The organism is Agromyces sp. NPDC029043 (assembly GCF_055564615.1).
This window is the reverse complement of the sequence record NZ_JBVHVX010000002.1, coordinates 233,908-257,151: the sequence shown is the minus strand read 5'-3', so window position 1 is coordinate 257,151 and position 23,244 is coordinate 233,908. Positions and strand designations below refer to the sequence as shown.

At 72.4% G+C, this 23,244-nt stretch carries 24 protein-coding genes; 10 read left to right on the top strand and 14 right to left on the bottom strand.

The window, feature by feature from the left end:
• Positions 1-57 precede the first annotated feature (57 nt).
• Positions 58-714 carry a helix-turn-helix domain-containing protein gene (locus ACZ4TW_RS04925; RefSeq protein ID WP_465540748.1) on the bottom strand — a complete coding sequence of 219 codons (657 nt, stop codon included), beginning with the start codon at positions 712-714 and terminating at the stop codon, positions 58-60.
• 136 nt (positions 715-850) lie between these two features.
• On the opposite strand from ACZ4TW_RS04925, the gene ACZ4TW_RS04920 reads away from it, so the two are divergent.
• On the top strand, positions 851-1,066 hold the full coding sequence (locus ACZ4TW_RS04920) for a hypothetical protein (RefSeq protein WP_465540745.1): 216 nt from the start codon (positions 851-853) through the stop codon (positions 1,064-1,066).
• Between the two features lie 42 nt (positions 1,067-1,108).
• On the opposite strand, the gene ACZ4TW_RS04915 is transcribed toward ACZ4TW_RS04920, so the two are convergent.
• Positions 1,109-1,537, bottom strand: a complete 429-nt coding sequence (locus ACZ4TW_RS04915; protein ID WP_465540743.1) for a DUF1761 domain-containing protein — start codon at positions 1,535-1,537, stop codon at positions 1,109-1,111.
• Positions 1,538-1,742: 205 nt separating this feature from the next.
• Here ACZ4TW_RS04915 and ppk2 point away from each other — a divergent pair, with 205 nt between their 5' ends.
• Together ppk2 and ACZ4TW_RS04905 are read left to right on the top strand one after the other, a co-directional pair.
• Entirely contained in the window at positions 1,743-2,558 is an 816-nt protein-coding gene (ppk2, locus tag ACZ4TW_RS04910; protein WP_465540742.1) for a polyphosphate kinase 2, read from the top strand.
• Between the two features lie 112 nt (positions 2,559-2,670).
• Complete coding sequence (locus tag ACZ4TW_RS04905; protein WP_465540740.1) at positions 2,671-3,783, top strand: epoxide hydrolase family protein; 1,113 nt, start codon at positions 2,671-2,673, stop codon at positions 3,781-3,783.
• Positions 3,784-3,857: 74 nt separating this feature from the next.
• On the opposite strand, the gene ACZ4TW_RS04900 is transcribed toward ACZ4TW_RS04905, so the two are convergent.
• Together ACZ4TW_RS04900 and ACZ4TW_RS04895 are read right to left on the bottom strand one after the other, a co-directional pair.
• The gene (locus ACZ4TW_RS04900; RefSeq protein WP_465540738.1) at positions 3,858-4,454 is read right to left on the bottom strand and encodes an alpha-ketoglutarate-dependent dioxygenase AlkB; all 597 of its coding nucleotides are present in this window, start codon (positions 4,452-4,454) and stop codon (positions 3,858-3,860) included.
• Positions 4,455-4,560: 106 nt separating this feature from the next.
• The gene (locus ACZ4TW_RS04895; RefSeq protein ID WP_465540736.1) at positions 4,561-6,213 is read right to left on the bottom strand and encodes a hypothetical protein; all 1,653 of its coding nucleotides are present in this window, start codon (positions 6,211-6,213) and stop codon (positions 4,561-4,563) included.
• A 479-nt stretch (positions 6,214-6,692) separates the two neighbouring features.
• On the opposite strand from ACZ4TW_RS04895, the gene ACZ4TW_RS04890 reads away from it, so the two are divergent.
• Entirely contained in the window at positions 6,693-6,887 is a 195-nt protein-coding gene (locus ACZ4TW_RS04890; protein ID WP_465540733.1) for a hypothetical protein, read from the top strand.
• Positions 6,888-7,317: 430 nt separating this feature from the next.
• On the opposite strand, the gene ACZ4TW_RS04885 is transcribed toward ACZ4TW_RS04890, so the two are convergent.
• From ACZ4TW_RS04885 to panD, 4 genes are all read right to left on the bottom strand, one after another.
• Positions 7,318-7,539: a hypothetical protein gene (locus ACZ4TW_RS04885; RefSeq protein ID WP_465540732.1), complete on the bottom strand. Its 222-nt coding sequence runs from the start codon at positions 7,537-7,539 to the stop codon at positions 7,318-7,320.
• 239 nt (positions 7,540-7,778) lie between these two features.
• The gene (locus ACZ4TW_RS04880) at positions 7,779-9,011 is read right to left on the bottom strand and encodes a S8/S53 family peptidase (RefSeq protein WP_465540730.1); all 1,233 of its coding nucleotides are present in this window, start codon (positions 9,009-9,011) and stop codon (positions 7,779-7,781) included.
• A 1,118-nt stretch (positions 9,012-10,129) separates the two neighbouring features.
• Positions 10,130-11,464, bottom strand: coding sequence for a type I glutamate--ammonia ligase (locus ACZ4TW_RS04875; RefSeq protein ID WP_465540727.1), 1,335 nt, complete (start codon positions 11,462-11,464; stop codon positions 10,130-10,132).
• A gap of 526 nt (positions 11,465-11,990) precedes the next feature.
• Complete coding sequence (gene panD / locus ACZ4TW_RS04870; RefSeq protein WP_465540725.1) at positions 11,991-12,413, bottom strand: aspartate 1-decarboxylase; 423 nt, start codon at positions 12,411-12,413, stop codon at positions 11,991-11,993.
• A gap of 57 nt (positions 12,414-12,470) precedes the next feature.
• On the opposite strand from panD, the gene ACZ4TW_RS04865 reads away from it, so the two are divergent.
• Positions 12,471-12,632 carry a hypothetical protein gene (locus ACZ4TW_RS04865; RefSeq protein ID WP_465540723.1) on the top strand — a complete coding sequence of 54 codons (162 nt, stop codon included), beginning with the start codon at positions 12,471-12,473 and terminating at the stop codon, positions 12,630-12,632.
• A 58-nt stretch (positions 12,633-12,690) separates the two neighbouring features.
• Positions 12,691-13,794 (top strand): NAD(P)H-dependent flavin oxidoreductase, encoded by a 1,104-nt coding sequence (locus ACZ4TW_RS04860; protein ID WP_465540722.1) that lies wholly within the window; start codon positions 12,691-12,693, stop codon positions 13,792-13,794.
• Positions 13,795-13,806: 12 nt separating this feature from the next.
• Here ACZ4TW_RS04860 and ACZ4TW_RS04855 read toward each other — a convergent pair whose 3' ends face one another.
• The 3 genes from ACZ4TW_RS04855 to ACZ4TW_RS04845 all read right to left on the bottom strand — a co-directional run bounded on the left by ACZ4TW_RS04855 (position 13,807) and on the right by ACZ4TW_RS04845 (position 16,942).
• The gene (locus ACZ4TW_RS04855; protein WP_465540720.1) at positions 13,807-14,358 is read right to left on the bottom strand and encodes a dihydrofolate reductase family protein; all 552 of its coding nucleotides are present in this window, start codon (positions 14,356-14,358) and stop codon (positions 13,807-13,809) included.
• Positions 14,359-14,463: 105 nt separating this feature from the next.
• Positions 14,464-15,435 carry a DMT family transporter gene (locus ACZ4TW_RS04850; protein ID WP_465540718.1) on the bottom strand — a complete coding sequence of 324 codons (972 nt, stop codon included), beginning with the start codon at positions 15,433-15,435 and terminating at the stop codon, positions 14,464-14,466.
• A gap of 136 nt (positions 15,436-15,571) precedes the next feature.
• A complete protein-coding gene (locus ACZ4TW_RS04845; protein WP_465540716.1) occupies positions 15,572-16,942 on the bottom strand; it encodes an NAD(P)/FAD-dependent oxidoreductase in 1,371 nt (456 codons plus the stop codon).
• A gap of 74 nt (positions 16,943-17,016) precedes the next feature.
• On the opposite strand from ACZ4TW_RS04845, the gene ACZ4TW_RS04840 reads away from it, so the two are divergent.
• Both ACZ4TW_RS04840 and ACZ4TW_RS04835 read left to right on the top strand, forming a co-directional pair.
• On the top strand, positions 17,017-17,643 hold the full coding sequence (locus ACZ4TW_RS04840) for a TetR/AcrR family transcriptional regulator (protein ID WP_465540714.1): 627 nt from the start codon (positions 17,017-17,019) through the stop codon (positions 17,641-17,643).
• Positions 17,644-17,647: 4 nt separating this feature from the next.
• A complete protein-coding gene (locus ACZ4TW_RS04835) occupies positions 17,648-18,349 on the top strand; it encodes a DNA alkylation repair protein (protein WP_465540711.1) in 702 nt (233 codons plus the stop codon).
• Between the two features lie 358 nt (positions 18,350-18,707).
• On the opposite strand, the gene gap is transcribed toward ACZ4TW_RS04835, so the two are convergent.
• Entirely contained in the window at positions 18,708-19,703 is a 996-nt protein-coding gene (gene gap, locus ACZ4TW_RS04830) for a type I glyceraldehyde-3-phosphate dehydrogenase (protein ID WP_465540709.1), read from the bottom strand.
• Between the two features lie 181 nt (positions 19,704-19,884).
• On the opposite strand from gap, the gene ACZ4TW_RS04825 reads away from it, so the two are divergent.
• Positions 19,885-20,403, top strand: a complete 519-nt coding sequence (locus ACZ4TW_RS04825) for a VanZ family protein (protein ID WP_465540708.1) — start codon at positions 19,885-19,887, stop codon at positions 20,401-20,403.
• A gap of 7 nt (positions 20,404-20,410) precedes the next feature.
• Here the strand turns inward: ACZ4TW_RS04825 and ACZ4TW_RS04820 are convergent, their stop codons facing one another.
• Positions 20,411-21,358 (bottom strand): GlxA family transcriptional regulator, encoded by a 948-nt coding sequence (locus ACZ4TW_RS04820; RefSeq protein WP_465540706.1) that lies wholly within the window; start codon positions 21,356-21,358, stop codon positions 20,411-20,413.
• 149 nt (positions 21,359-21,507) lie between these two features.
• Positions 21,508-22,143: a TetR/AcrR family transcriptional regulator gene (locus tag ACZ4TW_RS04815; RefSeq protein WP_465540704.1), complete on the bottom strand. Its 636-nt coding sequence runs from the start codon at positions 22,141-22,143 to the stop codon at positions 21,508-21,510.
• A gap of 67 nt (positions 22,144-22,210) precedes the next feature.
• On the opposite strand from ACZ4TW_RS04815, the gene ACZ4TW_RS04810 reads away from it, so the two are divergent.
• Positions 22,211-23,239, top strand: coding sequence for an SDR family oxidoreductase (locus ACZ4TW_RS04810; protein WP_465540701.1), 1,029 nt, complete (start codon positions 22,211-22,213; stop codon positions 23,237-23,239).
• Positions 23,240-23,244: the final 5 nt, after the last annotated feature.

Sequence of the window (23,244 nt, the reverse complement as noted above, 5' to 3'; positions counted from 1 at the left end):
CACGGGCCCAAGCAGCGGCTCGAGGAACAGCGGTCGTCGCGTCGGACGGCAGCCGCGTCAACGCCGCGCGAGGCCGGCGAGCAGCGAGGCCGCCCGAGCGAGCTCGCGGGCGCCGCCGTGGTCGGCGAGATCGGCGATGACGAAGCCGATCGGCACGCGGCCGGAGTCATCGGCCCCGACGTCGGCGACGTGCAGCCAGACGTTCGGTCGATCGCTCTCGACGAGGAGGAAGTGCTTCACGAGTTCATCGAGGTGCTGTGGCGAGACGTAGCCTTCGGCCAGGCCGGATGTCGCCACTCGAGCGCGGGCATCCGAGATCCCTGACCGCAGGAGCCGCTGATCGTCGAGCAGGTCGGGCACGTCGACCGCGCGGGCGCTCAGGGCGAGACGCGGCGAGCGCGCGCGAACCCAGCTCCAGAACCGACGCACGTCGACCTCACCATCGCGGACCAGCCTGATCTTCTGCGCGATCCTGCGCCGGGCGACCGCGTCAGGCGCGTCGATCGCCTCCTCCGACAGCGCCGACAGGAAGCGCAACGCATTCGCCGCCGACATCGGCCGTGACGACGGTGTCGAAATGGAGACCGCGTGCTCGGGCACCACCCACTGCGCCCCGACGCGGTACGCCTCGACGCGACCACTTCGCACGCGCTTGTACGCCGCGGCCCGGGAGACCCCGAGGCGCTCGGCGTACTCGGCAACCCCGTACGGCATGACACAAGGGTAATGACTCTGTCACCCATGTGTCACCACGACATGCGTGGCCGTCGGCGCCGCGCCATCCGCTCTGTCAACCGCCTGCCGGCGACTGCGAGCGCATGGGACCGTGTTGGCGACTGAAGGAGACACCATGACCGACATCTCGAGCGGATTCCAGGATCCGGGCGACAACAAGGACGGCGACCGGAACGACTTGCCGATGACGCAGGTCGACGACGACGAGGTCGCGGCCCACCGCACGACGACCGACGACGCGCCCGCAGGCCAGGGCAGCGGGATCGCCGGCGAGCCCACTCGGCTCCCGGCCGACGACGGCGACGACGGAAACGCCCAGCGCGGCAGCTGACCCGGCTGACCCGACCGGTCGGCGCCGCCGCGGGCCAGGACCTCAGACCGTGCCGGCCGGAGGCCAGACGCCGATGATGAGCCCCATCACGACGAACGTCACGAGTTCGTGCGCGATGTTGATGATGGTGAGCGTCGACGGGCGACCCTCGAACGCGTCATGCGTGATGAAGCGAGCCGCGGTGAATCCCGCCCACAGGATCAGCGCCGTGAACAGCGCCGCCATCAGGTAGCTGCCGCCGTAGAAGTGCCACGCGATCGACGAGGCGCCCGCGAGCACCCACGCCGACACGAAGCTCACGATCAGGGTCACGATGAGCGGGATCACCGCATTTCCGCCGCGCTCCATGTCGACCTTGGCCAGCTTCGCCCAGCGGGCGCCGAACACCCTGCGCGCGTACCAGATCGCGCCGACCGCCATGCTCGACAGCGTCGCCAGCAGTACCGCCCAGTAGTTGATCTCGGGGACCATCTCCGCCTCCTCATCGCGGCCGAGGCCGCCCGTCTCCCGCGCACCGCGGTGCCATGCGGCGCTGTCGCTGCGCGCGAGCGTACTCCGGCCCCAGCCCCGGCGGGCCGAAGCGCGCTGTGATTCGCGCCGACGGATGTCGCGACGGCGAGCAGGCGGACGACGCCGTGTCGCGACATCCGCTCTAGGCTTCACGTCAGGGGTGCCCATGACCAGACGCATGCCGAAGGCGCTGTACGAGCAGGAGCTGCGCGAGCTGCAGGCGCAGCTCGTCGACATGCAGGCGTGGGTCCAGCAGTCGGGCGCGCGCATCGTCGTCATCTTCGAGGGGCGGGATGCCGCGGGCAAGGGCTCCGCGATCAAGCGCGTCACCGAGTACCTGAACCCGCGCGTCACGCGCATCGTCGCGCTGCCCACGCCGAGCGCGCGCGACAAGACGCGGTGGTACTTCCAGCGGTACGTTCCGCACCTGCCCGCCGGCGGCGAGATCGTGCTCATGGACCGGTCCTGGTACAACCGGGCGGGCGTCGAGCGGGTCATGGGGTACTGCACCAATGAGGAGTACCAGCGGTTCCTGCACCAGGCGCCCATCTTCGAGCGGATGCTCGTCGAGGACGGCATCATCCTGCTGAAATACTGGTTCAGCGTGTCGGATGTCGTCCAGGAGGAGCGGTTCCGCTCGCGTGCGAACGATCCGATGCGCCGGTGGAAGCTGAGCCCGAACGACGTCCTCTCGATCACCAAATGGGAGGACTACTCGCGCGCGAAAGACGCCATGTTCCTCCACACCGACATCGCCGAGGCACCCTGGTACGAGGTCGAGAGCGACGACAAGCGCAGTTCGCGCATCAACATGATCGCGGACCTGCTGTCGAAGGTGCCGTGGGAGCACGTCGAGCCCGAGCACATCGAGATCCCGCCACGGCCGCCCGCCGGCGGGTACGAGCGGCCGCCGCGTGCGTGGGGGAACGCGGTGCCGGACTACGCCGCCGAGCTGATGCAGCGGCACGCGGCGAGGGACTGATCAGCGGCCCGGGCCTGGCCTGCTCGCGGGGTCGTCCGGGCGCGAATCGGACGGTTCTCCCGGGCGGAGCGTCGGCCGCAGCCATGTCGGCGGGCACGCATAGCGTCGCACCATGACCGCTGTGGAACCCTTCGCGATCCACGTCCCCGACGAGGTGATCGACGACCTGCGCGCGCGGCTCGAGCGCAGCCGCCTGCTCGACGACTCGCCGCGAACGCCGCCGTCGGGAATGAGCGCCGCCTACCTCCGTGAGCTCGTCGACGCCTGGCACGACTGGGATTGGCGCGCGAGAGAGGCGTGGCTGAACCGGCATCCCCAGTTCGTCGCACGCGTCGATGATGCGAGCGTGCACTTCGCCCACCTGCAGTCCGACCGCCCCGATGCGCCGGCGCTGCTCGTCATGCACGGCTGGCCGCACACGTTCGCGCTGCAGCTCGACTTCGCCGACCGGCTGCCCGACGTGCACGTCGTGGTCGCGAGCCTGCCCGGGTTCGCCTTCTCGTCGCCGTACTCCGACGGGCCGATGACCGAGCGGCGCCTGGCCGCGACCATGCACCGGCTCATGACCGAGGTGCTCGGCTACGAGCGGTACGTCACCTACGGCGAGGATGTCACGGCCAATGTCAGCGACCTCATCGCCGCCAGCTTCCCCGAGCACGTCGCCGGCATCGTCGCGACCCACTCCCACTTCCCGACCGGATCCGAACGCGACGCGCTCACCGATCCCGACGAGCGGGCGTTCTTCGCGGCCCTCGCCGAGCGGCACGGTACGGATGGCGCGTACGGCCATGTGCAGGCCACGCGGCCCGACACGCTCGCGGTCGCCCTGAACGACTCGCCCGCGGGCCTGCTCGCGTGGATCGCCGAGAAGCTCGTGGAGTGGAGCGACACCCCGCGCGGCGATCCGGCCGCCGTCGAGCGACGGATCTCCCGCGACCGCATCCTCACCGAGGCGATGGTCTACTGGCTCACCCAGTCGATCCAGTCCTCATTCCGCCCGTACTACGAGGGCGCCGACACTCCCGATCCGATTCCGCCGACGTCGGTGCCCGCCGCGGTCTGGATCCAGCGGCACGAGGGCGACTATCCCGAATCGCTCGCCAGGTCGCACTATCTCGACCTGCGCTGGTTCGACCGGCTCGAGGAGGGTGGGCACTTCGCCGCGGCCGAGGTGCCCGATGAGCTGGCCGGGCGCGTGCGGCGGTTCCTCGCGATGCTCGAATGAGCCGACGCGACACCGCCCGCGTCGCGCCCGGGTGGCCGGTCACCGCGAGCCGGATGCCCGGCCGACCGACCGGATCAGGTCCGGGGCGCCTCCGCGGTTTCGACGCGCTTCCGATCGGCGAGCTGCCGGAAGGTCAGCGACCATCGCTCCTCGGCGACGGGCGGGATCGAATGCTGCCAGACCCAGCGCGCCGCGCCCGTGAGCGCGTACGCCGACCGCGGTGCGAGCGGCTGCTCGAACACGCGCCGCTCGCCGCCGGCGGCGGTGCGCTGGAAGCGCATCACGCACGCGCCCCGCAGCGAGACGCCGACGACCACTCCGCCGAATACGAGCACGTCCTTGTGCCAACCGATCGTCGCGCCCGGGGGATAGCGCGAGACCAACGCCTCCACGAAGGTCTCCGGATCGACGCCGCTGAACTGGGCGGCCGCGTCGCGCGCGCCGAGCAGGTAGTCGGGCAACGGCTCCACCTCGGCGACATCGCCCGAGTCGAAGTCGTAGCCGACGCCGAACGCGCGCGTGAGTCGGCGCGACGGCACGCCGTGTCGCACCAGTGGCGTCACCTCGAGCGCTTCGAACCGGTCGAGCATCGCCGTCTCTTCGTCGACCGTGATGAGGTCGTCACGGTAGGCCAGGCCCGACGGCCGCTCGATGACTCCGCGCATCGCCATGCGCAGCAGTATCGACCGGCGATCGTCGCGCCGTCACCGGGTTGCGCGCCGGCGACGCGCGCGTCTGCGCGTCACGGGCTCCGCGTCCCCTCGGCGCGCCCACCGGTCAGTGCGAGCCGAGGGCACGGCGGGCGACGCGGTACTTCTCGATGAGGCGCAGCTGCACCTCGTAGTCGAGGCGGCGCAGGCGCCAGCGGGCGGTGTTGTCGTCGATGTCGGCGAGCTTCACACGACGCGCGACCGGATCGCGGCGGATCCGCGCGTAGTACTCGTCGGCTGAGACGTCCGCGGTGCGGGTCAGCACCCGCACGACCTCGATCACCTCGGGCAGCACGCCCGCCTCGAACAGCTCCTGCGCAGTGATGTCGGTGTCCTCGAGCACATCGTGCAGCCACGCGGCGGCGGCCTCGACGGGCTCGGTCTCGGCGTCGAAGCGCTCGGCGATGCGACCCGGATGATCGATGAACGGCAGGCCGCTGCGATCCAGCTTGCCGCGGTGCGCCATGAACGCGATCCCCTTCGCGAGCGCGACCTGCTCGACCGCGTCGCTCGCGGAGATCCGGTCGGGCGCGGCGTCTGGCGCCGCATCCGGCGCGGGCACGCTGGGGTCGGATGTCGCGGGCTCAGCCTGCACGAACGTCGCCCGTCTCGACTCCAGCACCATCGCCTCGAACTCTTCGGTCACGGGGTCCACCTCCTCCGGTGCGGCAACCGTCTCGTCGTCCAACTGCGTCACCTCTTCCTCGACGCCGGGTGGGGCCGGCGCCGGCGCGACCGGCTCGGGTTCGATCGCGGGCATGTGTTCGACTACAGGGCCGGGCCGGGGCATCGCCGCAGCCACGGGCTCGGGTTCGACCACGGGCACGGGCCCGGCTGCGGAGTCAGGCCGGATCGGGGCCACAGCCGCCGGATCGGGTTCGACCACGGGCACGCGCCCCTCTGCGGAGTCAGGCCGGATCGGCGCCGCAGCCGCCGGATCGGCTTCGACCACGGGCTCGCGCCCGGCTGTGGAGTCAGGCCGGGTCGGGGCCCCAGCCGCCGGCTCGGGTTCGACCGCGGGCACGGTCCCCTTCGCCGGATCAGGCGAGGGCGCCGCCCCGGACACCGGCTCGGGTTCGATCGCGGTCACGGACCCGACCGCAGGATCGGGCCAGGCCGCCGCCACGGACACGGGCTCGGGCTCCGGTTCGATCGCGGGAACGTGCCCGATCCTGGAGTCGGGCATGGTCGCCGCAGCAGCGACGTGCTCGGGGTGGGGCTGGCTCGCGGCCCCGGCGGCGACCTCGGCCTCGAGCTGCCTCACAGCGTGCGCCGCGACATCCGCCTCGGGCCCAGGCTCGACCCGAACCTCGGACTCGACCTCTCGGGCAGGGTCTGCCGCGGCATCCGCCTCGGCGATGGGGTCGCGTCCGCGCACCGGGCGCACGAACTGCAGCTCCGCCTCCAACTCCCCGAGCTCGCGCTCGTCGAGTTCGAGCAGCGACCGCGCGCCGTCCTCGCTGCGGCGCTCGAACGACGCCTCGCTCACCTCGGCGAGCCGAGCTCCGTCGCTGGTGGTGAAGTACCGGCGCCGCGCGCCATCCGTCACCGCCACGACGACCGCGTCGAACTCGCCGCTCGGCTCGAAGCTGCTGAGGAAGTACCTCGGGCGATCGGCGAACGGATGCCGCGCGACCGGCACCACCGGCACCTCGACGGGATGCGCGTGCGCGCCCGACCGCACGCCCGAGGGCGCGGGGTCGTCGTCGATGGGGGTCAACCGAACTCCTGGGGGCGGCCGGTCCGTCTCTCGGCGGGCCGTGGTCGGACGGTCGTCGGGCTTGCGGTGCGGATGCGGCGGGATGGGGGCCCGCGCACAGCGATGCTACGACGACGCACGCCATGCGGGGCGCGCCGCGCACGGCACGGCGCAACTTCGCGCCGAGCCGTGAACCCCGCGTTCGGGGACTCCCGTGCCGGTGCGGCGCGCTGCGAGGATCGAGGGCTGGTGCGTCCGGGCGAGGGAAGGAGCGCGGCGAGGATGTGGACCGATGTGGCGGGTGAGCTGCACGAGGAGCCCGTGAACTGGCGCGAGACCCCGGTCGCCGACGCGGTGCAGGCGATGGTCGAGCGGTTGCCGGACGGCGCGCGCGACCGCTACTCAGACTGGATGGACGAGGAACTCGAGACCCTGCGAGCCTACGCGCGCGAGCTCGTCGCCGGCGGACTCGCCGAGGAATCCGACTACCGGTACCGCCCGTGCCCGCCGTCGAGCTGCAGCGCATCCCGTGGTCGTCGATCCGTGACGGCGCCGCGCTCGAGGCCGCGCTCCGCACCATCCCGCCGCGGTGGCGACTCGACGTGATGTTCGTCGTCGAGGACGCCTTCGACGCGAACCGGCCGCCGAAGCCGAGGTTCCGGCTCCGCGACCTGTGGGACGCGTTCAGCTTCTGAGCCGGGCGATCGGGCCCGTGCCCGTGGGCATGCGGCGGAATGTCGGACGAAGGGCGCCGGGTAGGAGGAAGGGCGCGATGTCGAACGAAGGGCGCGGTGCAGGACGAAGGGCGCGACATCCGGCCGAAGGGGCGCCATGTCGGACCCGGGGCGCGATATAGGACCAGGGCGCGATGTAGGACCAGGGCGCGATGCCGGACCAGGGGCGCGATCTAGGACCAGGGGCGCGATCTAGGACCAGGGCGCGATCTAGGACCAGGGCGCGATCTAGGACCAGGGCGCGATCTAGGACCAGGGGCGCGATGTAGGACGAGGGGCGCGATGTCGGACGAAGACCCCGCCAATCGTCCGACATTCCGGCATGTGTCCTGCAAACCGTGTGGCCCTGCGAACCTCGTGGTCGGGCGAAGCCCCGCGTGTCCGATAAAGCTCAGGCCGCCTCGGAAGGCTCACCCTTCAGCTCGAAGTAGCGCTCAGCATGCGACCGCGCGCTGTCGAGATCGCCCGTGAGCAGCGCCTCGGCGCAATCGCGCGCCGCCTCGTCGAGCTCGAGCTCGCGCTCGGCGCCCTCGGTCGTCACGCGCAACGCGCGGGTCAGTCGGTTCCGGTCGTCGTAGATCACGTTCTCCCCCAATATCCGTCGAGCGAACATCGTGACACCGTTGTCAACCGGTGCAGGAGAACATACCGGCCCGGCGCGCGGCTGCCAAGCACCTTGTGACCCGGACACCGGTGGTCGATGCTGCTCTGCCGCGCCCGACGGGCACGCTTCACAGGAGAATCCGCGACCTACAGGAGCCGATCCGCGCTCGCCTCCTGTACATCGCGGATTCTCCGGTAATCGGAGGATTCGACAGGTGTGATCGAGAATGGCGCGGGCATCGGGCGCGGTCAGATGTCGAAGAACCCGCCGATCGGCCGTTCGAACGCCAGGTCCGACAGGTCGAGCAGGTCGCGCAGCCCGCCGGTGACGGTCCAGGCGATGCCGAACCAGGTCCAGCCGGTGCCCGACCAGCGGCGGATCCGGATCGTGTACTCCTCGCCGCGGCGCGCGTCGAACTCGGCGATCTCGTAGCTGTTGTCCCACGACTGGCTGTGCGCGACGAGCCATCCGCTCGAATCGAAGATGCGCAGGTCGAGGTCCTGCCGGAGCGTCGAGCCGACCGGGATGCGGATGCCGAGGAACGAGAACTCGCTGACCTCGCTGTCCCACGCGAGCGCGACCTTGACGTGCCGCGGTCCGAGCGGCCACTCGGGCACCGCGACCCGGTACGCGAACTCGGCGTCGCCGTTGCGGTCGACGTCGGCGTCGGCCAGCACGCCGACGTCCCAGCCGCGTCGGGTCGCGTCGGCGTTCCGCGACCGGCGCTGCTGCACGATCCGGTGCGACTCGAGCGCGTTCGCGGCGCCCGACCCGTCCGAGCCGTCGACCGACGACGCGACATCCCGCCACCAGGTCGAGTCCGAGACGTTGCGTCCGGCGCCGGCGAGCAGGATGGCGCGGCACCCCTCGGGCCATGAGCGCAGCACGCCGTCGGCGCCCTGCAGCTGCGCCGCGATCCCGGCGACCGCGGGCGACGCGAAGCTCGTGCCGCTGTCGCTCGTGCCGACCGCGGCGACGCCCGTGCCGTTCGCGGCGATCTCGGGCAGCTCGCGATCGTCGTGCACCGACGCGGGATTACGGAACACCGACGTGCTCGACAGCGCCGACGCATCGTCGTTGTGATTCGCGACCGCGATCGAGTTGAAGCCCTTGTGGTTGACGTACTCGTCGTCGCCGCCGTTGCCCGCCGCCTGCACGATGGTCGGGTACGGCGGCCGCAGGATCAGCCAGTCTTTGTAGACGTCGTCGAACGACAGCCCGCTCGAGGTCTGCTCGTCGTCGCGGTGAAAGCTCTGGTTCACGACGGTGCAGCGCCGATCGGCGACCGCCCATCGCAGCGCCGCGAGGTCGTACGAGTTCGCCGAGAACAGGCGGCAGTCGGGCGCGTGCCCGTTCGGCAGGTTCGCCTCGGTGTTGCGGATGACGCCGTGCACGAGCCGCGAGTGGGTCGACGTGTCGCCCGACGCGTCGAACGTGCCGCGATCGCCAGATCCGCGGTCGAGTCGGGACCGCGCTCCCACACCGCCACGCGGATGCCACGGCCCCGAGCGCCGAGCGCGTGCACGTCGTCGCTGTTCGCGACCGCGATCGAGTCGTCGAGGTCGTCGAACCCGCGCGGGTCGAATCGGAAGATCGCGCCGACCCGCGGCTCGTCCTGCAGGCGGCGGATGGCGTCGGCGTCGAGCTCGGCGTAGACGACCGGCGCCAGACCGTCGGGCGTCGCCTCGACGCCGGCCTTCGCGAGGTCTTCCTGCAGCGGTTCGACGGCCGAGCGGATGGCGCGCTCGAGACGCGCATCGACGCGCTCCGCCGCCGAGCCCTCCCCCGGCTCCGGCTCCCCGGCCGACCCGCCGGCCCCCTCGGCCGGCTCATCGGCAGGGGCCTCGGCCGACTTGTCGCCCGGATCGAGCAGGTCGTCGTCGACCTGCGCCCAGATCGCCACGGGGATCCGCTCGTCGTCCGACGCCCGGCGAAGCACGCGATCGAGGTCCTCGTCGAGCTTGCCGAACCGCTCGAGCCGCGCCGCGAGCACCTTCGCGACCACCTCGTCGGGGTCGATCTCGCGGCCACGCGCGTCGAACGCCAGCCGCACGGGCGCGCCCGACGCCCGGTCGGTCGCCTTCATGAGTTCGACGAAGTGATCGTCGCCGGGGTCCTCGAACAGCGGCAGCCGCTCGACCATCCACGCGTCGACCCGCAGTCGCGACATCGCCTCGATCGCGACGCCGTCGGGCACCTTCGCCGAGGATCGCACGAGCGCGAAGCGGATGCGTCCGCCGTCGGAGGTCCGCCGTCCGCGGCTCGAGAGCTCGTCGACCGAGAAGTCGTACCATCCCGGGGTCGCATGCTTCGACGGCGTCCAGGTGAGCCGCCGGCCGCCGTCGCCGAGTTCGATCCGGCCGTGCACGCCACGAACGCCGACCGCCCGTTCGAGGCCGTCCTCGTCGATGGGCTCGGCGGTCTCGATCACGATCGTCGAGCCGATGAGCAGGATCTCGTCCGGAACCAGGGTGATCCGCTCGATTCCCGTGATCATGGCGACCTCCCGACTGCTCCTGAGGCAAGTCGTACTCGCGTCGCGGAGAACTGACAAGCCCTCGATATCGGGGCGCGGCGCGCCCTCGCCGTGGCCGCCGGCTCAGTACCGCCAGCGCACCACCTCGGCGACCGCCTCGGGCCGCATCTCGCCGTACGCCTCCCACTCGTGCTGCCGCGTCGCGATGTAGGCATCGAGCAGCACGTCGCCGAACACGCCGCGATAGAACCGGCTCGACTCCAGCCGGTGCAGCGCCGATCCGAGGTCGGCCGGCAGGGGGCGGATGGCGGCGGCGCGGCGCTCCTCGGCGGCGAGGGTGCCCGGGTCGACGTGCACGGGATCGGGCAGTCGCGCGTCCTGCACGATCCCGTCGAGCGCAGCTGCGAGGATGGCCGCCACCGCGAGGTACGGGTTCGCCGCGCCATCCACGGGCTTCACCTCGATGTTCGACTGCTCGGCGCCCATGCCCGCCTGGCCCCGCACGTACCGGATCGCCGCCTCGCGGTTCGCCGGGCCCCAGCAGACGTCGGCGCCGGCCCACGTGTGCGGCCGCAGTCGCGTGAACGAGAGCACGCTTCCGCCGAGCAGCGCGACACCCTCCTCGAGCCGGTCGAGGATGCCCGCGATCATGCGACCGCCGTCCTCCGAGACGCCGTGCGCCGCGCCGGGCTCGGCGAAGAGGTTGCGGCCCTCGCGCGTCGCGGACAGGTGGACGTGGCATCCGTTCGTCGCCCCGCCCACGATCGGCACGGGCGCGAACGAGACGAGCAGCCCGTGCGCCTGCGCGACCCGCGTGAGCACGACGCGCGCGAGCGCGAGGTCGTCGACCGCGGCGAGCGGGTCGCGCGGGGCGAACGCGAACTCGAGCTGGCCGTTGCCGAACTCGGGATGCATCTGCTCGACCGGCACGCCCGCGAAGTCGAGCGCGGCGAGCGCGGCCAGCGCGAAGGCCTCGACCTCGAGCACCGACCGTGTCGAGTAGGCGGGGCCGGATGTCGCGGTCGCGAGGTCGTGCGGCGTGCCGCGGAACACGGTGCACTCGAGCTCGAACCCGACCGAGAACGCGAGCCGCGCGTCGTGCGCGTCGTCGACCACGCGGCGCAGCGCCGACCGCGTGCATGTCGGATGCACGCTGCCGTCGAGCGAGTACAGGTCGGCCGGCGCCCACGCGAGCCCCGACTCGGCGTCGAGCAGTGCCATCGACGAGATGTCGGCGATGCCACGCAGGTCGCCGACCACCGGGTCGAGCGCCGGCGTCGCGTTGAGGTGGTCGTCGACCGAGAACAGGAAGCCGACGCTGTTCGAGATGGTCACGCCGTGCGTGCTCGCCGAGAGCAGGCGTCGGTGCGGCAGCACCTTCACGCGCGAGATGCCGGCGTTGTCGATGTGCGAGACGAGGAGCGCGCGGATGTCGTCGAAGCGGACGGCACGGTTCATCCGGGTCTCCTCACCCGCCGACTGGTCGCGCGGGGTCGCGGTCGGCGGCTCGGGTTCAGTATGCACCCGGTGCGTTTCGGGCGGTTTTCGCGCGGCGCGCCGCGCCGCGAGCCGCGCTGCGCCCCCGGCGCCCGCCCCCGGCCGATTCGCATGAGATTTCGGGCGATGGCCGCGCGACGCGCCCTGTCGGGCGGATTCTCATGCGAATGCGCCGGACCGGCGCGCACCGCGCCCCGGGTCGATCCGCATGAGATTTCGGGCGATGCCCGCACGACGCGCCCTGTTGGCCGGATTCTCATGCGAAACCGCCGGGCCGGCGCTCACCCGCACCACGCCCCCGGGTCGATTCGCATGAGATTCCGGGCGATGCGCGCCTGAGGCGCCCTGTCCGGCGGATTCTCATGCGAGTCCGCCGCGGCCGCGCTGACCGACCGCGCGCCCAGGGTCGGTCCGCATGACATTCCGGGCGATGCCCGCCCGACGCGCCCTACGGGGCGATTCTCATGCGAAATCGTCGGGCCGGCGATCACCCCACGTACACGTGCGGCGGCGCGACCACCCCGTCCACTACGGCGGCGGCCGCATCCGCCCCGAGCTCGACGATGCGGTTCGCCGCGTCGACGTGCACGACACGCGGCGCGAAGGCCGCGGCATCCGTCGACTCGACCGACGCCCACGAAATGACGATCACAAGGTCGCCCGCGGCGGCGAGCCGCGCGGCGGCGTTCACGCCGAGGACGCCCGAGCCGCGTTCGCCCGCGATCACGTACGTCTCGAAGCGCGCGCCCGTGTTGATGTTCACGACCGAGACGAGCTCGCCCGGTAGGAGGTCGGCCGCATCGAGCAGGTCGAGGTCGACGGTGAGCGAGCCCACGTAGTGGAGGTCGGCGTGCGTGACGGTCGCGCGGTGGATCTTCGACTTGAGCATCGTGCGGCGGAAGCTGGGCATGCCTCGATTCTCCGCGCCGGGGTGGAGGAGCGCCGTCCGAGCCGTAACAATGACGGCGTGGACCAGCGCGATGGGCCGTTCGGCACTCCCCCGCGGCCCGACCGGGAGCAGGATGGGGTGAGCGGCGACGTCTGCTGGCTCGCGGCGACCTGCAGCGAGTGCGGCGCCCTCGTGGAGGGCGGCACGTGCTGGAACTGCGGCACCCGTCGCGCGGAGTGACCGACCGGCCGAGCCGACCCGCCGGGAGGGCCGCGACGCCCGGGAGTGGAGGACCGACATGTTCGATGCGACGCAGGCGACATCTGGCCTGACCCGGCTGCTCGGCATCCGGTATCCGATCGTGCTCGGGCCGTTCGGCGGGCTCTCGTCGGTCGAGCTGACCGCGACCGTCAGCGAGCTCGGCGGGCTCGGCTCGTACGGGCTCTACGGGTACGACGCCGAGCGCATCGTGCGCACGGGCGCCGAGCTCAGGGCAGCGACGAGCGAGCCGTTCGCGCTCAACCTGTGGCTGCCGCTGCCGGGGGACACCACCCCGCGGCCCGGCGTGTTCGAGCGCGCGGTCGAAGCCGTTCGCCCCCTCTACAACCAGGTCGACACGCCCGCGCCGACCGCGCCGCCCGAACGCTACCTTCCCCCGTTCAAGGAGCAGTGGGATGCGGTGCTCGAGGTGCGCCCCGCGGTGGTGAGCTTCGTGTACGGCGTGCCGCCCCAGCACGTGGTGGAGCGCGCCCGTGAATTCGGGATCCGCCTGCTCGGCACCGCGACGACGGTCGCCGAGGCGGTCGCGCTCGCGCAGGGCGGCGTCGACGCGGTGGTCGCGACCGGGAGCGAGGCCGCCGGACACCGGGTCGCCTTCCTCCGCGCCCCCGAGGCCTCCCTCGTGGGGTCGATCTCGCTGATCCCGCAGGTCGTCGACGCGGTCGACGTGCCCGTGATCGCCGCGGGCGGCATCGCCGACCGGCGCGGCGTCGCGGCCGCCCTGGCGCTCGGCGCGGCCGGCGTGCAGGTCGGCACCGCGTTCCTGCACACCCGGCAGTCGGCCGCGAACGACGCGCACCGCCGCGCGATCGAGTCGACCGCCGCCGAGGACACCGTGCTGACCCGTGCGATGAGCGGGCGCCTCGCGCGTGGCGCGCCGAACCGCGCCATCCGCGAGATCGAGGCGGATGGCGCGATCGCGCCGTTCCCGGTGCAGAACTGGCTCACGGGCGGGTTCCGCGCCGCGGCGGCTCGGCTCGGCAAGGGGGAGCTGCAGTCGCTGTGGCTGGGTCAGTCGTCGCGGCTCGCGGTGCACGACGACGCGCGCGACCTGTTCGCCGAGCTGCTCGCCGGCGTGCCGGGCCTCACCGCGACCGCGAGCGCCGGCGCCCGCTCCGGATGACGCGACGCCCCCTCAGCGAACCACGTCGAACACGTTCTTGACGACGCCGTTGGAGTAGGCCTCGTGCTCGACGAGCTTCAGCGAGCCCTGCTCGCGGCCGCTGAAGAGGCGCTTGCCGTCGCCGAGCACGACCGGGAAGACGAGCAGGTGGTACCGGTCGACCAGGCCCGCCTCGGCGAGGCCCTGCGCGAGCGTCGCGCTGCCGTGCACGAGGATGCTCCCGCCGTCGCCCTGCTTGAGCTCGGCGACCTCGTCGAGCGAGCGCAGCACCGAGGTGTTGTTCCACTCGGGATCGGTCAGGGTCGACGAGACGACGTACTTCGGCATCGCGTTGTACTCGGCGAACTCGTCCATCTTCGGCCAGACGGGCGCGAACTCGTCGTAGCTGACGCGCCCCAGGAGCATCGCGCCGGCCTCGACCTGCTCGCGGCCCTTGATCTCGTAGGCGTCCTCGACAAATGGGACCTCCTTGAAGGTCCACCCGGCGCGCGGGTGGTCGCCGCCGCCGGGCGAGTCGACGATGCCGTCGAGGGTGATGAACTCGGTGACGATGAGGGTGCGCATGGTGGTCTCCTGTGCCGGGTCGGTGGTGCGGATCGTTCGGGCGGTCTGTCCGCCCTCACTCTGGACGTCGAACGGGATGCCGGGCAATCGACACGACCGTGGGATTCACCGCCGGGATTCGCCGACGGCGGTGTCACCGGCGGTGGCCGACGATGGGGCGCCCGGCTCGACCGCCTGCTCGGCGCACGCCTCCTCGAGCCCCTCGGCGGCGACCGGCTCCCTCCGCTTGCGGGTGACGAGGTAGGAGCCGAGCAGCACGAGCACGAATCCGACGATCGTCCACACGGTGACGCGCTCGCCGAGCACGAGGGCACCCGCGACGATGGCGACGGCCGGGTTGACGTAGGTGATGGTCGTCGCCTTCACCGGGCCGATCTCTGCGACGAGCGCGACCATGAGCAGGAACGCCAGCGCGCTGCAGATCACGGCGAGCACCACGATGGAGACGACGACGGAGGTCGAGGGCCAGGCGGCCGGCCAGGCGCCCGTGACGAACACGAACGGCACGTACACGATCGCGGTGGCGGCGAGCGACACCGCGACCACGCCGACGCCGGGCAGGTCTGGCATCCACCGCGCGAGGATCGCCGGCCCGAGCGCGTAGCCGATCACGACGACCGCCATCTCGGCCACCGCGATGAGGTCGGACCCGGCGATGTCGAGCCCGACCAGCGCGGCCACGCCGAGCATGCCGAGCGCGATGCCGAGCCAATTCAGCCTCGTGAGCCGCTCGGGCCGCCCCATGATGAACGCGATGGCGACGCCGGCGAGCGGCACCGTCGCCAGCAGGAGCCCGGCGGTCGAGCTGGGCAGTCGCTGCTCGGCCGAGCTCAGGAAGTACCAGGGCAGGATGATCTCGACCACCGTGTAGGCGAGCATGGGCTTCCACCGCCGCACCACCTGCCAGACCTCGCGCCGGAAGAACGCGAGCGGCATGAGCAGGAGCGCAGCCAGCGCCGATCGCGCCAGAACGACCATCGCCGGATCGAGCTCGCTCACCGCGACCTTGATGAACAGGTACGGGATGCCCCAGGCGACGCCGAGCGCAGCGAACAGGAACAGCCCACGACGAGTCACCCGCCCAGTCTGACGGGTGCCCCCGACACGGTGCGACCGCCCGGACTGCCGAATGGGCGCTCGGAACCGCCACGCGGCGCGTGCCGAGCGCCGCGTCGCGAGGGTGGTGCTCAGCGCCGGGCCGCGCGGAGTCTGCTCAGCGCCCGGCGACGAGGTCGGCGACGTGCGCGACCGGTGACGTGCTCGCGCGTCCACGCAGCTCGGCGCGGTCGGCGGCGTGGTACGCGCCGTAGATCGCCTGCACCGCGAGCCACCGCAGCGGCTCGGGCTCCCACCTCCGCACGCGGTGGCCGACCCACGGCAGGCGGGTCAGCTCGGTGTCGCGGCCGAGCACCAGATCGGCGAGCGTGCGCGCCGCGAGGTTCGTGGCGGTGACGCCCGTGCCCACGTACCCGCCGGCCCAGCCGAGCCCGGTCGCGCGGTCGAGACCGACGGTCGCGGACCAGTCGCGCGGAACGCCCAGCACGCCCGACCAGGCGTGCTCGATGGCGGCGCCGGCCGCGGCCGGGAAGAACCGCCGCAGCAGCGCGGTGAGGCTCTCGATCGTGCGCGCCTGCGTGACGCCGTCGTCGTCGACGTGCGAGCCGTAGCGGTACGGCACGCCGCGACCGCCGAACGCGATTCGGTCGTCGGCGGTGCGCTGGGCATACATGTAGACGTGGGCGAAGTCGCCGAGGGTCTCGCGGCCGTGCCATCCGATCGCCTCCCAGACGGATGCCGCGAGCGGCTCGGTCACGATCATCGACGAGTTCATCGGCAGCCACGTGCGGTGCTCGCCGCGCAGGTCGGGCGTGAAGCCCTCGGTCGCCCGGATCACGAACGGCGCGCGCACGGTGCCGTGCTGGGTGCGCGCCTCGCCGGGGCGGATCTCGGCGACCGTCGTGCCCTCGAAGATCTCGACGCCGAGCCGCTCGACGGCCGCCGCGAGTCCTCGCGCGAGCTTGGCCGGGTGCACGCGGGCGCAGTGCGGATGCCACACCCCGCCGAGCACGCCGGCCACGTCGATCCGCTCCGCCGTCTCGCGCGCGTCGAGCTCGACGACATCCGTCACCGGCCATGACCGCTCGGAGGCCGCGAACGCGCGCAGCCGCGCGAGCTGGGCGGACGCGTACGCGACCTCGAGCTCGCCGCCCTTGTGGATGTCGGCGTCGATGCCCTCGCGCCCGGCGACCGCGATCACCTCGTCGACGGTCTCGTTCAGCGCGCGCTGCTGGGCGATCGCGGCGTCGCGACCGTGAGTCTTCACGTACTGCTCGCGACCGCCCGTGACCGAGTTGGTGAGCCATCCGCCGTTGCGACCCGACGCCCCGAACCCCGCGAAGCGCTGCTCCAGGATCGCGATGCGCAGGTCGGGCTGCTCGCGCTTGAGAGCGTAGGCCGTCCAGAGGCCGGTGTACCCACCGCCGACGATCGCGACGTCGACGTCGCGATCCCCCGGCAGCGCCGGGCGCTGCGCGGGCAGGCCGATCTGCTGCCACCAGAACGAGACGCCGCCGTTCGCGGTCATGGCCCTCCCCGTACTAAAGCACCGTTTTACAACAGTGTTTGGAAACGTAGCGGGGCGCATGGCAGGGTGTCAACATGCCCATCGAGGTCGACACCGGTGCACGGCTCGCCGACATCGCCCGAGCCACGATCGAGGTCGCGCGGGAACGCGGCACGCAGGCCGTGACGCTGCGCGCGGTGGCCGACCGGCTCGGTCGCTCGACCGCGTACATCACGAACTTCGTGCCGTCGCGCGCGCACCTCATGGCCAATGCGCTCGAGCACGCGCGCGCCCGCTGGGACGAGGATCGCGCGGCGCACCTCGGCGACCTGACGGGCGTCGAGCGCCTCGCCGAGCTCGCGCGGTGGATGTGCGGCACCTCGCCCGAGGAGCAGGTGCTGCGCAGCCTGTGGGTCGAGGTGATCGCCGACGTGCGCGGCGCGAACCGGCGCGCGTACGAAGTCGTGCGCTCGGTGACGGATGCCACGTACGAGAAGTTCCTCGCGGGCGCCGGCGAGGTGCGGCGCGGCGGCTCGGGCGCCCCTGTCGATCGCGACGAGGCGGCGCGCATCGCCGACATCCTGTACCTGTACTGCCGTGGCACCGAGGTCAAGTCGATCGAGGACCCGGAGGCCTGGACCGACGACCGCATGCAGCGCTCGCTCGAGACGCTGCTCGAGGCGCTCGTCTTCCGCCGCGGCACGGGGCCCGCGCTAGCCTGACCGCATGGACGCGTCGGCCTCGGCATCGGCCCTGCTCGCCGAGCTGCGCGCCGCGGCGCGCCCGGAGCAGTACCCGCAGAAGCACTACCACGGCGGGGCGCCCGTGCTCGGCGTGCGGATGGGCGAGCTGTTCGACATCACGAAGCGGTACGCCGCGATGCCGGTCGACGAGCTCGACCGACTGCTCGACGAGCCCGAGTACGAGCCGCGGCTCGCCGCGCTCTGCGTGATGGACTTCGCCGTGCGCGGCCGCGGCGCTCGCGACGAGACCGTGCGACGCGAACGGTACGAGCTCTACCTGCGGCGGCACGACCGCATCGACACGTGGGACATGGTCGACCGCGCCGCCCCGCGCGTGATCGGCGAGTACCTGCTGACGCGCTCGCGCGACCCGTTGTTCGAACTGGCGGCGTCGCCCGACCCGCTGCGCCGTCGCACCGCCATGACCGCACCGCTCGGCTTCCTCCGTCGCGGCGACGCTGCGACGCGCGACGACCTCCTCCGCCTTGCCGCCCTTCTCATGGACGACCGCGACCCGGTCGTCGCCAAGCCGGTCGGCATCGCGCTCCGTCACCTCGGCGGCGTCGACCCCGGGCGCCTCATGGCATTCCTCGATACTGAGGCCGAGCGGATGCCGCGGCCCACGCTTCGCGCCGCCGTCGACAAGCTCCCGCCGGGCTCGCGCCACTTGCGCGTCGCACCGTAGCGGTCGCCCGTCCGACGTCTCGGGCACGCTCGGATGCCGCGCCGCCATGCTTTCGATCTCGCTCGCGTGAGCCCGCCCTCATGTGAGGGAAGACTCACATGACTCTCCGGGGACCTAGCGACGGATGGCGCGAGCGCAGGTCGCTCGTGTGAACGCGCCCTCATGTGAGGGAAGGCGGGCATGAGCCATCCGGAAACCATCGCCCGTCTCGCCGCGATGACGGCGGACCCCGCCGGATGCACAGCAGCGCCGCAGCAACGCGATCGCGCCGGCAGGGGCTCCAGTCCCCCGCCGACGCGATGTTCGTGCCGGCCGGCCCGGGTACCGCCCCCCGAGCCGACCGGAGTCGGTGCCGCGATCAGGCCGCGAGCAGCCCCAGCGTGTCGATCACGCGGTTCGAGAAGCCCCACTCGTTGTCGTACCAGGCGACGACCTTGATGTGCTTGCCGTCGACGCGCGTGAGGGCGGCGTCGAAGATCGACGAGTGCGGGTTGCCGACGATGTCGCTTGAGACGAGCGGCTCCTCGGAGTACTCGAGCACGCCCGCGAGCGGGCCCTCGGCGGCGGCGCGGTAGGCGGCGAGCACCTCGTCGCGCGTGACCTCCTTCGACACGGTCGCGTTGAGCTCGACGATCGAGCCGACCGGGACCGGCACGCGCATGGCGTCGCCGTTGAGCTTGCCGTCGAGGTTCGGCAGCACGAGGCCGATGGCCTTCGCGGCACCGGTCGAGGAGGGCACGATGTTCTCGGCCGCGGCGCGGGCGCGACGCGCGTCGGAGTGGGGCGAGTCCTGCAGGTTCTGGTCCTGCGTGTACGCGTGCACGGTGGTCATGAAGCCGTGCTCGATGCCGGCGAGGTCGTCGAGCACCTTCGCGAGCGGCGCGAGCGCGTTCGTCGTGCACGACGCGTTCGAGACGATCACGTGCTCGTCGGCGTCGTACGCGTCGGTGTTCACGCCGTAGGCGAGCGTCACGTCGGCGCCCTTCGCCGGGGCGCTCACGAGCACCTTCTTCGCGCCGGCCTCGAGGTGGGCGCGCGCGGCCTCGGCGTCGGTGAAGCGCCCGGTCGACTCGAGCACGACGTCGACGTCGAACTCGCCCCACGGCAGCTTCGAGGGGTCGCGCTCGGCGAGCACCGTCACGCGGCGGCCGTCGATGACGAGCGTGTCGCCATCCACCTCGACCGAACGGCCGAAGCGGCCGCCGACGGTGTCGTACTTCAGCAGTCGCGCGAGCGCGGCGGGGTCGGTGAGGTCGTTCACGGCGACGAGCTCGAGGTCGGCGTCGCGCTCGATGAGCGCGCGGACGACGTTGCGGCCGATGCGACCGAAACCGTTGACGGCGATGCGAGTCATGGCAGGTGGTTCCTTTCTGTTGCCGCATCCCACCCTCGTCGGCCGGCACCATTGATGGCAGTGGCTCGGGCGACAGCATGCGAAAGGATCTCGCCAACCCGTCCACCGTCACAGCCCGAGCACTGGCGCCGCAGAGCGGACTCGGAGGGAGGTCTCAGGCAGTCTCGCCACGATGGTGGACATGCGCCCGTCCCCCCTCGCCGCCGTCCTGCTGTTCCTCTACGCAGGCCTGGTGCTGTGGGTGACGCTCGGTCCGGTGCCGTGGGCGGGGTTCGGCAACCAGTCGCCGAACGGGGTGCTCGACTGGCGGCTCTGGTTCGAGCCGTCGACCTGGAGCACCGGGCTCGAGTCCGAGCTCTGGCTGAACGTGGTCATGTTCGTCCCGTTCGGCGCGTTGCTCGCGTTCGCCCTGCGCGGCGTCCCGTTCCTCATCCCCGCCCTGATGGGCGCGGGCTTCAGCCTCGCGATCGAGCTGGTGCAGATCCCCATGTCCGATCGGATCTCCGACCCGCGAGACCTCGTCGCGAACGCGTTCGGAGCCCTGATCGGCGTGATCGCCGCCCGCACGCTCGACGCGATCATGCGCCTCGTGACCCGGCTGACGCGCGCGTCCGGGTCTCCCGTGCCGGCCCCGGCGCCCGCCTCGGGACTGCGCGACACGGGCCGCACCGGCGAGCTGACGACGAGCCGGCGAGCCTAGGCCGGCCCTAGGCCGCGAACGTGTGGCGGTACTCGCTCGGCGACGTGCCGAGGATCCGCTGGAAGTGCAGCCGCAGGTTCGCGCCCGTGCCGAGCCCGACCTGCGCGGCGACCTGCTCCACCCCGAGGTCGGTGCGTTCGAGCAGCTCCCGCGCCAGGTCGATGCGTGCGCGCAGGATCCACTGCATGGGCGTGTAGCCCGTGTCATCCACGAACCGCCGCGAGAACGTGCGCGGCGACACGTTCGCGTTGCGCGCGAGGTCGCCGAGGGCCAGCGGCTCCTGCAGGTGCTCGAGCGCCCACTGGCGCGTCGCCGCGAACACGTCGCCGAGCGGCTCGGGCAGTGCGCGCGGCACGTACTGCGCCTGCCCGCCGCTGCGGTACGGCGCCGCGACGAGCCGCCGCGCAGCGTGGTTCGAGACCGCGACGCCGTGGTCGCGCCGCACGAGGTGCAGGCAGAGGTCGATACCGGATGCCGCGCCCGCCGACGTCAGCACCTGCCCCTCGTCGACGAACAGCACGTTCTCATCGACGCGCACGAGCGGATGGCGCGCGGCGAGCGCCCGCGTGTAGTGCCAGTGCGTCGTGGCCCGCCGACCGTCGAGCAGCCCCGTCGCGGCGAGCGCGAAGGCCCCCGTCGAGATCGCCGCGATCCGCGCGCCACGCTCGTGCGCCGCGCGCAGCGCCTCGACCACCGCGGCGGGCGGGTCATCGCGATCGGGATGCCGGTACCCGGGGATGAAGATCGTCTCGGCCCACTCGAACGCCTCGAGCCCGTCGGCGACGTGATACGAGAGGCCGTCCCCGCCCGCCACTGGACCGGGCTGGGCACCGCAGACCCGTACCTCGTACGGCATGCTCGCCCGCGTCGTGAACGTCTGCGCCGGAATGCCGACGTCGAGCGGCTTCGCGCCGTCGAGCACGAGCACCGCGACGCGGTGGTTCCGCTTGGTCATCTGGCAAGGATGCCACTGTGCGCAAGGATCACGCACGCGCCCCTGCGCCGACGCGCCCGCTCGGCGCGTGCTGCGCCACCTCAGCTGGCGCACCGGCCACCGAAGTGGCGCGCAGAGTGGCGGCGGTGCGGCGCCACGCGGCCACCGCATCAACGCCGGCGCGGCCACCAGCTCGGCATGAGCCCCGAGATGCGGGCAGCGGATGCCGCGGCATCCGTCTCATCGCCCATCGCCCAGGTCTCGACCGCGCCGACGAGCCCGCCCGCGATGAAGGCCGCGGCCTCGTCGACCTCAGCATCGGCGACGGGCGCGCCGGGCACGCGCTTGGCGCGCCACACCTCGAGCGCGATGCGCGCGCGCCGACGCAGGCGCTCCTCGAGCGCGGCGCGGAACACCCCGCGGCTCGCCGAGCCGAACAGCGCGCGGTAGCCGACCCGCTCCTCGACGATGTGCTCGAGCACGCGCGTGAGCGAGTCGAAGTAGCGCTCGGCGATGTGCTCGGGCGTCTCGGCCGACGGCTGGACCGCGACGGCCGTGCGCTGGTCGAGGTCCTGCGTGAAGACTGTGAGCGCGAACGCGTGCACGTTCGGCGCGTGCCCGTAGAACGTCGTGCGGTGCACGCCCGCCTCGCGGCAGAGCGCGGCGACCGAGATCGCGTCGAGCGGCGCCCGCTCGAGCAGTCGCAGCAGGGCCGAGGTGAGCGCGGCGCGAGTACGCAGCAGCCGCGGGTCGTGGCTCGCGGACGGGGCGGGCGAGGCGCCCGCCGTGGCATCCGCGTGGGTCATGCCGTCACCCTACCGATGCCGACCGGCGTTGCGGCGAGGCGGAGTAGAGTCCGAGCCGGAGGCGGTGATGGACGACGGACTGGTACTCGTCACGGGCGGCACGGGCTTCGTCGGCATCCACTGCGTCGTCCGGCTCCTCGCCGACGGCCGGCGTGTCCGCGCGACCGTGCGCGACCTCCGGCGCGCCGACGATCTGCGCGCGCTCGTCCGGCTCGGCGGGGCCAACCCCAGCGGGCTCGAGATCGTGGCGGCCGACCTGCTCGACGACGCGGGATGGCGCGAGGCGGTGCGCGACGCGACGCACGTGCTGCACGTCGCCTCCCCGTTCCCGGCGCGCCAGCCGCGCAATGCCGACGAGCTGATCGTGCCCGCACGCGACGGCACGCTCCGCGTGCTGCGGGCCGCACGCGACGCGGGCGTGCGGCGCGTGGTGCAGACCTCGTCGTTCGCGGCTGTCGGCTACGGTCCCCATCCGGGTCGGCGGTTCACCGAGGACGACTGGACCGACCCCGACCGCCCCGGCGTCACCGCCTACGTGCGATCCAAGACGCTGGCCGAGCGGGCCGCCTGGGACTTCGCCGCACGCGAGGGCGGCGACCTCGAGCTGTCGGTCGTGAACCCGGTCGGCGTGTTCGGGCCGGCGCTCGGCGCCGACCTGTCGAGCTCGCTCGGCCTGCTGCGCTCGCTCCTCGACGGCCGGTTCCCGGCGGTGCCGCGCGGCACCTTCAACGCGGTCGACGTGCGCGACGTCGCCGACCTGCACGTGCGAGCGATGGGACATCCGGATGCCGCGGGCGAGCGGTTCATCGCCGTGTCGGGCGATGCCTTCACCTACGTGGAGCTCGCGCGACTGCTGCGCGCCGAGCTCGGCGAACGCGCCCGGCGCGTGCCCACGCGCATGATTCCGGACTGGATCGTGCGTGCGGGCGCACCGTTCAATGCCGACCTGCGCGCCATGGCCGCCGAGCTCGACGTGCGCCTCGACGCGTCGCACGAGAAGGCGACGCGCGTGCTCGGCTGGATGCCGCGCCCGCGCGAGGAGGCCGTGCTCGCCTCGGCGCGGAGCCTCCTCGAGCTCGGCCTCGTGCGGCCCTGAGCCCG

Coding starts and splice junctions, on each gene's coding strand:
- ACZ4TW_RS04840 (WP_465540714.1), top strand. CDS start 17,017: ATGCCCATCGAGGTCGACACCGGTGCACGGCTCGCCGACATCGCCCGA.
- ACZ4TW_RS04875 (WP_465540727.1), bottom strand. CDS start 11,464: ATGAACCGTGCCGTCCGCTTCGACGACATCCGCGCGCTCCTCGTCTCG.
- ACZ4TW_RS04905 (WP_465540740.1), top strand. CDS start 2,671: ATGACCGCTGTGGAACCCTTCGCGATCCACGTCCCCGACGAGGTGATC.
- ACZ4TW_RS04835 (WP_465540711.1), top strand. CDS start 17,648: ATGGACGCGTCGGCCTCGGCATCGGCCCTGCTCGCCGAGCTGCGCGCC.
- ACZ4TW_RS04825 (WP_465540708.1), top strand. CDS start 19,885: ATGCGCCCGTCCCCCCTCGCCGCCGTCCTGCTGTTCCTCTACGCAGGC.
- ACZ4TW_RS04810 (WP_465540701.1), top strand. CDS start 22,211: ATGGACGACGGACTGGTACTCGTCACGGGCGGCACGGGCTTCGTCGGC.
- ACZ4TW_RS04860 (WP_465540722.1), top strand. CDS start 12,691: ATGTTCGATGCGACGCAGGCGACATCTGGCCTGACCCGGCTGCTCGGC.
- ACZ4TW_RS04900 (WP_465540738.1), bottom strand. CDS start 4,454: ATGGCGATGCGCGGAGTCATCGAGCGGCCGTCGGGCCTGGCCTACCGT.
- ACZ4TW_RS04920 (WP_465540745.1), top strand. CDS start 851: ATGACCGACATCTCGAGCGGATTCCAGGATCCGGGCGACAACAAGGAC.
- ACZ4TW_RS04915 (WP_465540743.1), bottom strand. CDS start 1,537: ATGGTCCCCGAGATCAACTACTGGGCGGTACTGCTGGCGACGCTGTCG.
- ACZ4TW_RS04820 (WP_465540706.1), bottom strand. CDS start 21,358: ATGACCAAGCGGAACCACCGCGTCGCGGTGCTCGTGCTCGACGGCGCG.
- ACZ4TW_RS04815 (WP_465540704.1), bottom strand. CDS start 22,143: ATGACCCACGCGGATGCCACGGCGGGCGCCTCGCCCGCCCCGTCCGCG.
- ACZ4TW_RS04845 (WP_465540716.1), bottom strand. CDS start 16,942: ATGACCGCGAACGGCGGCGTCTCGTTCTGGTGGCAGCAGATCGGCCTG.
- ACZ4TW_RS04855 (WP_465540720.1), bottom strand. CDS start 14,358: ATGCGCACCCTCATCGTCACCGAGTTCATCACCCTCGACGGCATCGTC.
- ACZ4TW_RS04925 (WP_465540748.1), bottom strand. CDS start 714: ATGCCGTACGGGGTTGCCGAGTACGCCGAGCGCCTCGGGGTCTCCCGG.
- gap (WP_465540709.1), bottom strand. CDS start 19,703: ATGACTCGCATCGCCGTCAACGGTTTCGGTCGCATCGGCCGCAACGTC.
- panD (WP_465540725.1), bottom strand. CDS start 12,413: ATGCCCAGCTTCCGCCGCACGATGCTCAAGTCGAAGATCCACCGCGCG.
- ppk2 (WP_465540742.1), top strand. CDS start 1,743: ATGACCAGACGCATGCCGAAGGCGCTGTACGAGCAGGAGCTGCGCGAG.
- ACZ4TW_RS04885 (WP_465540732.1), bottom strand. CDS start 7,539: ATGTTCGCTCGACGGATATTGGGGGAGAACGTGATCTACGACGACCGG.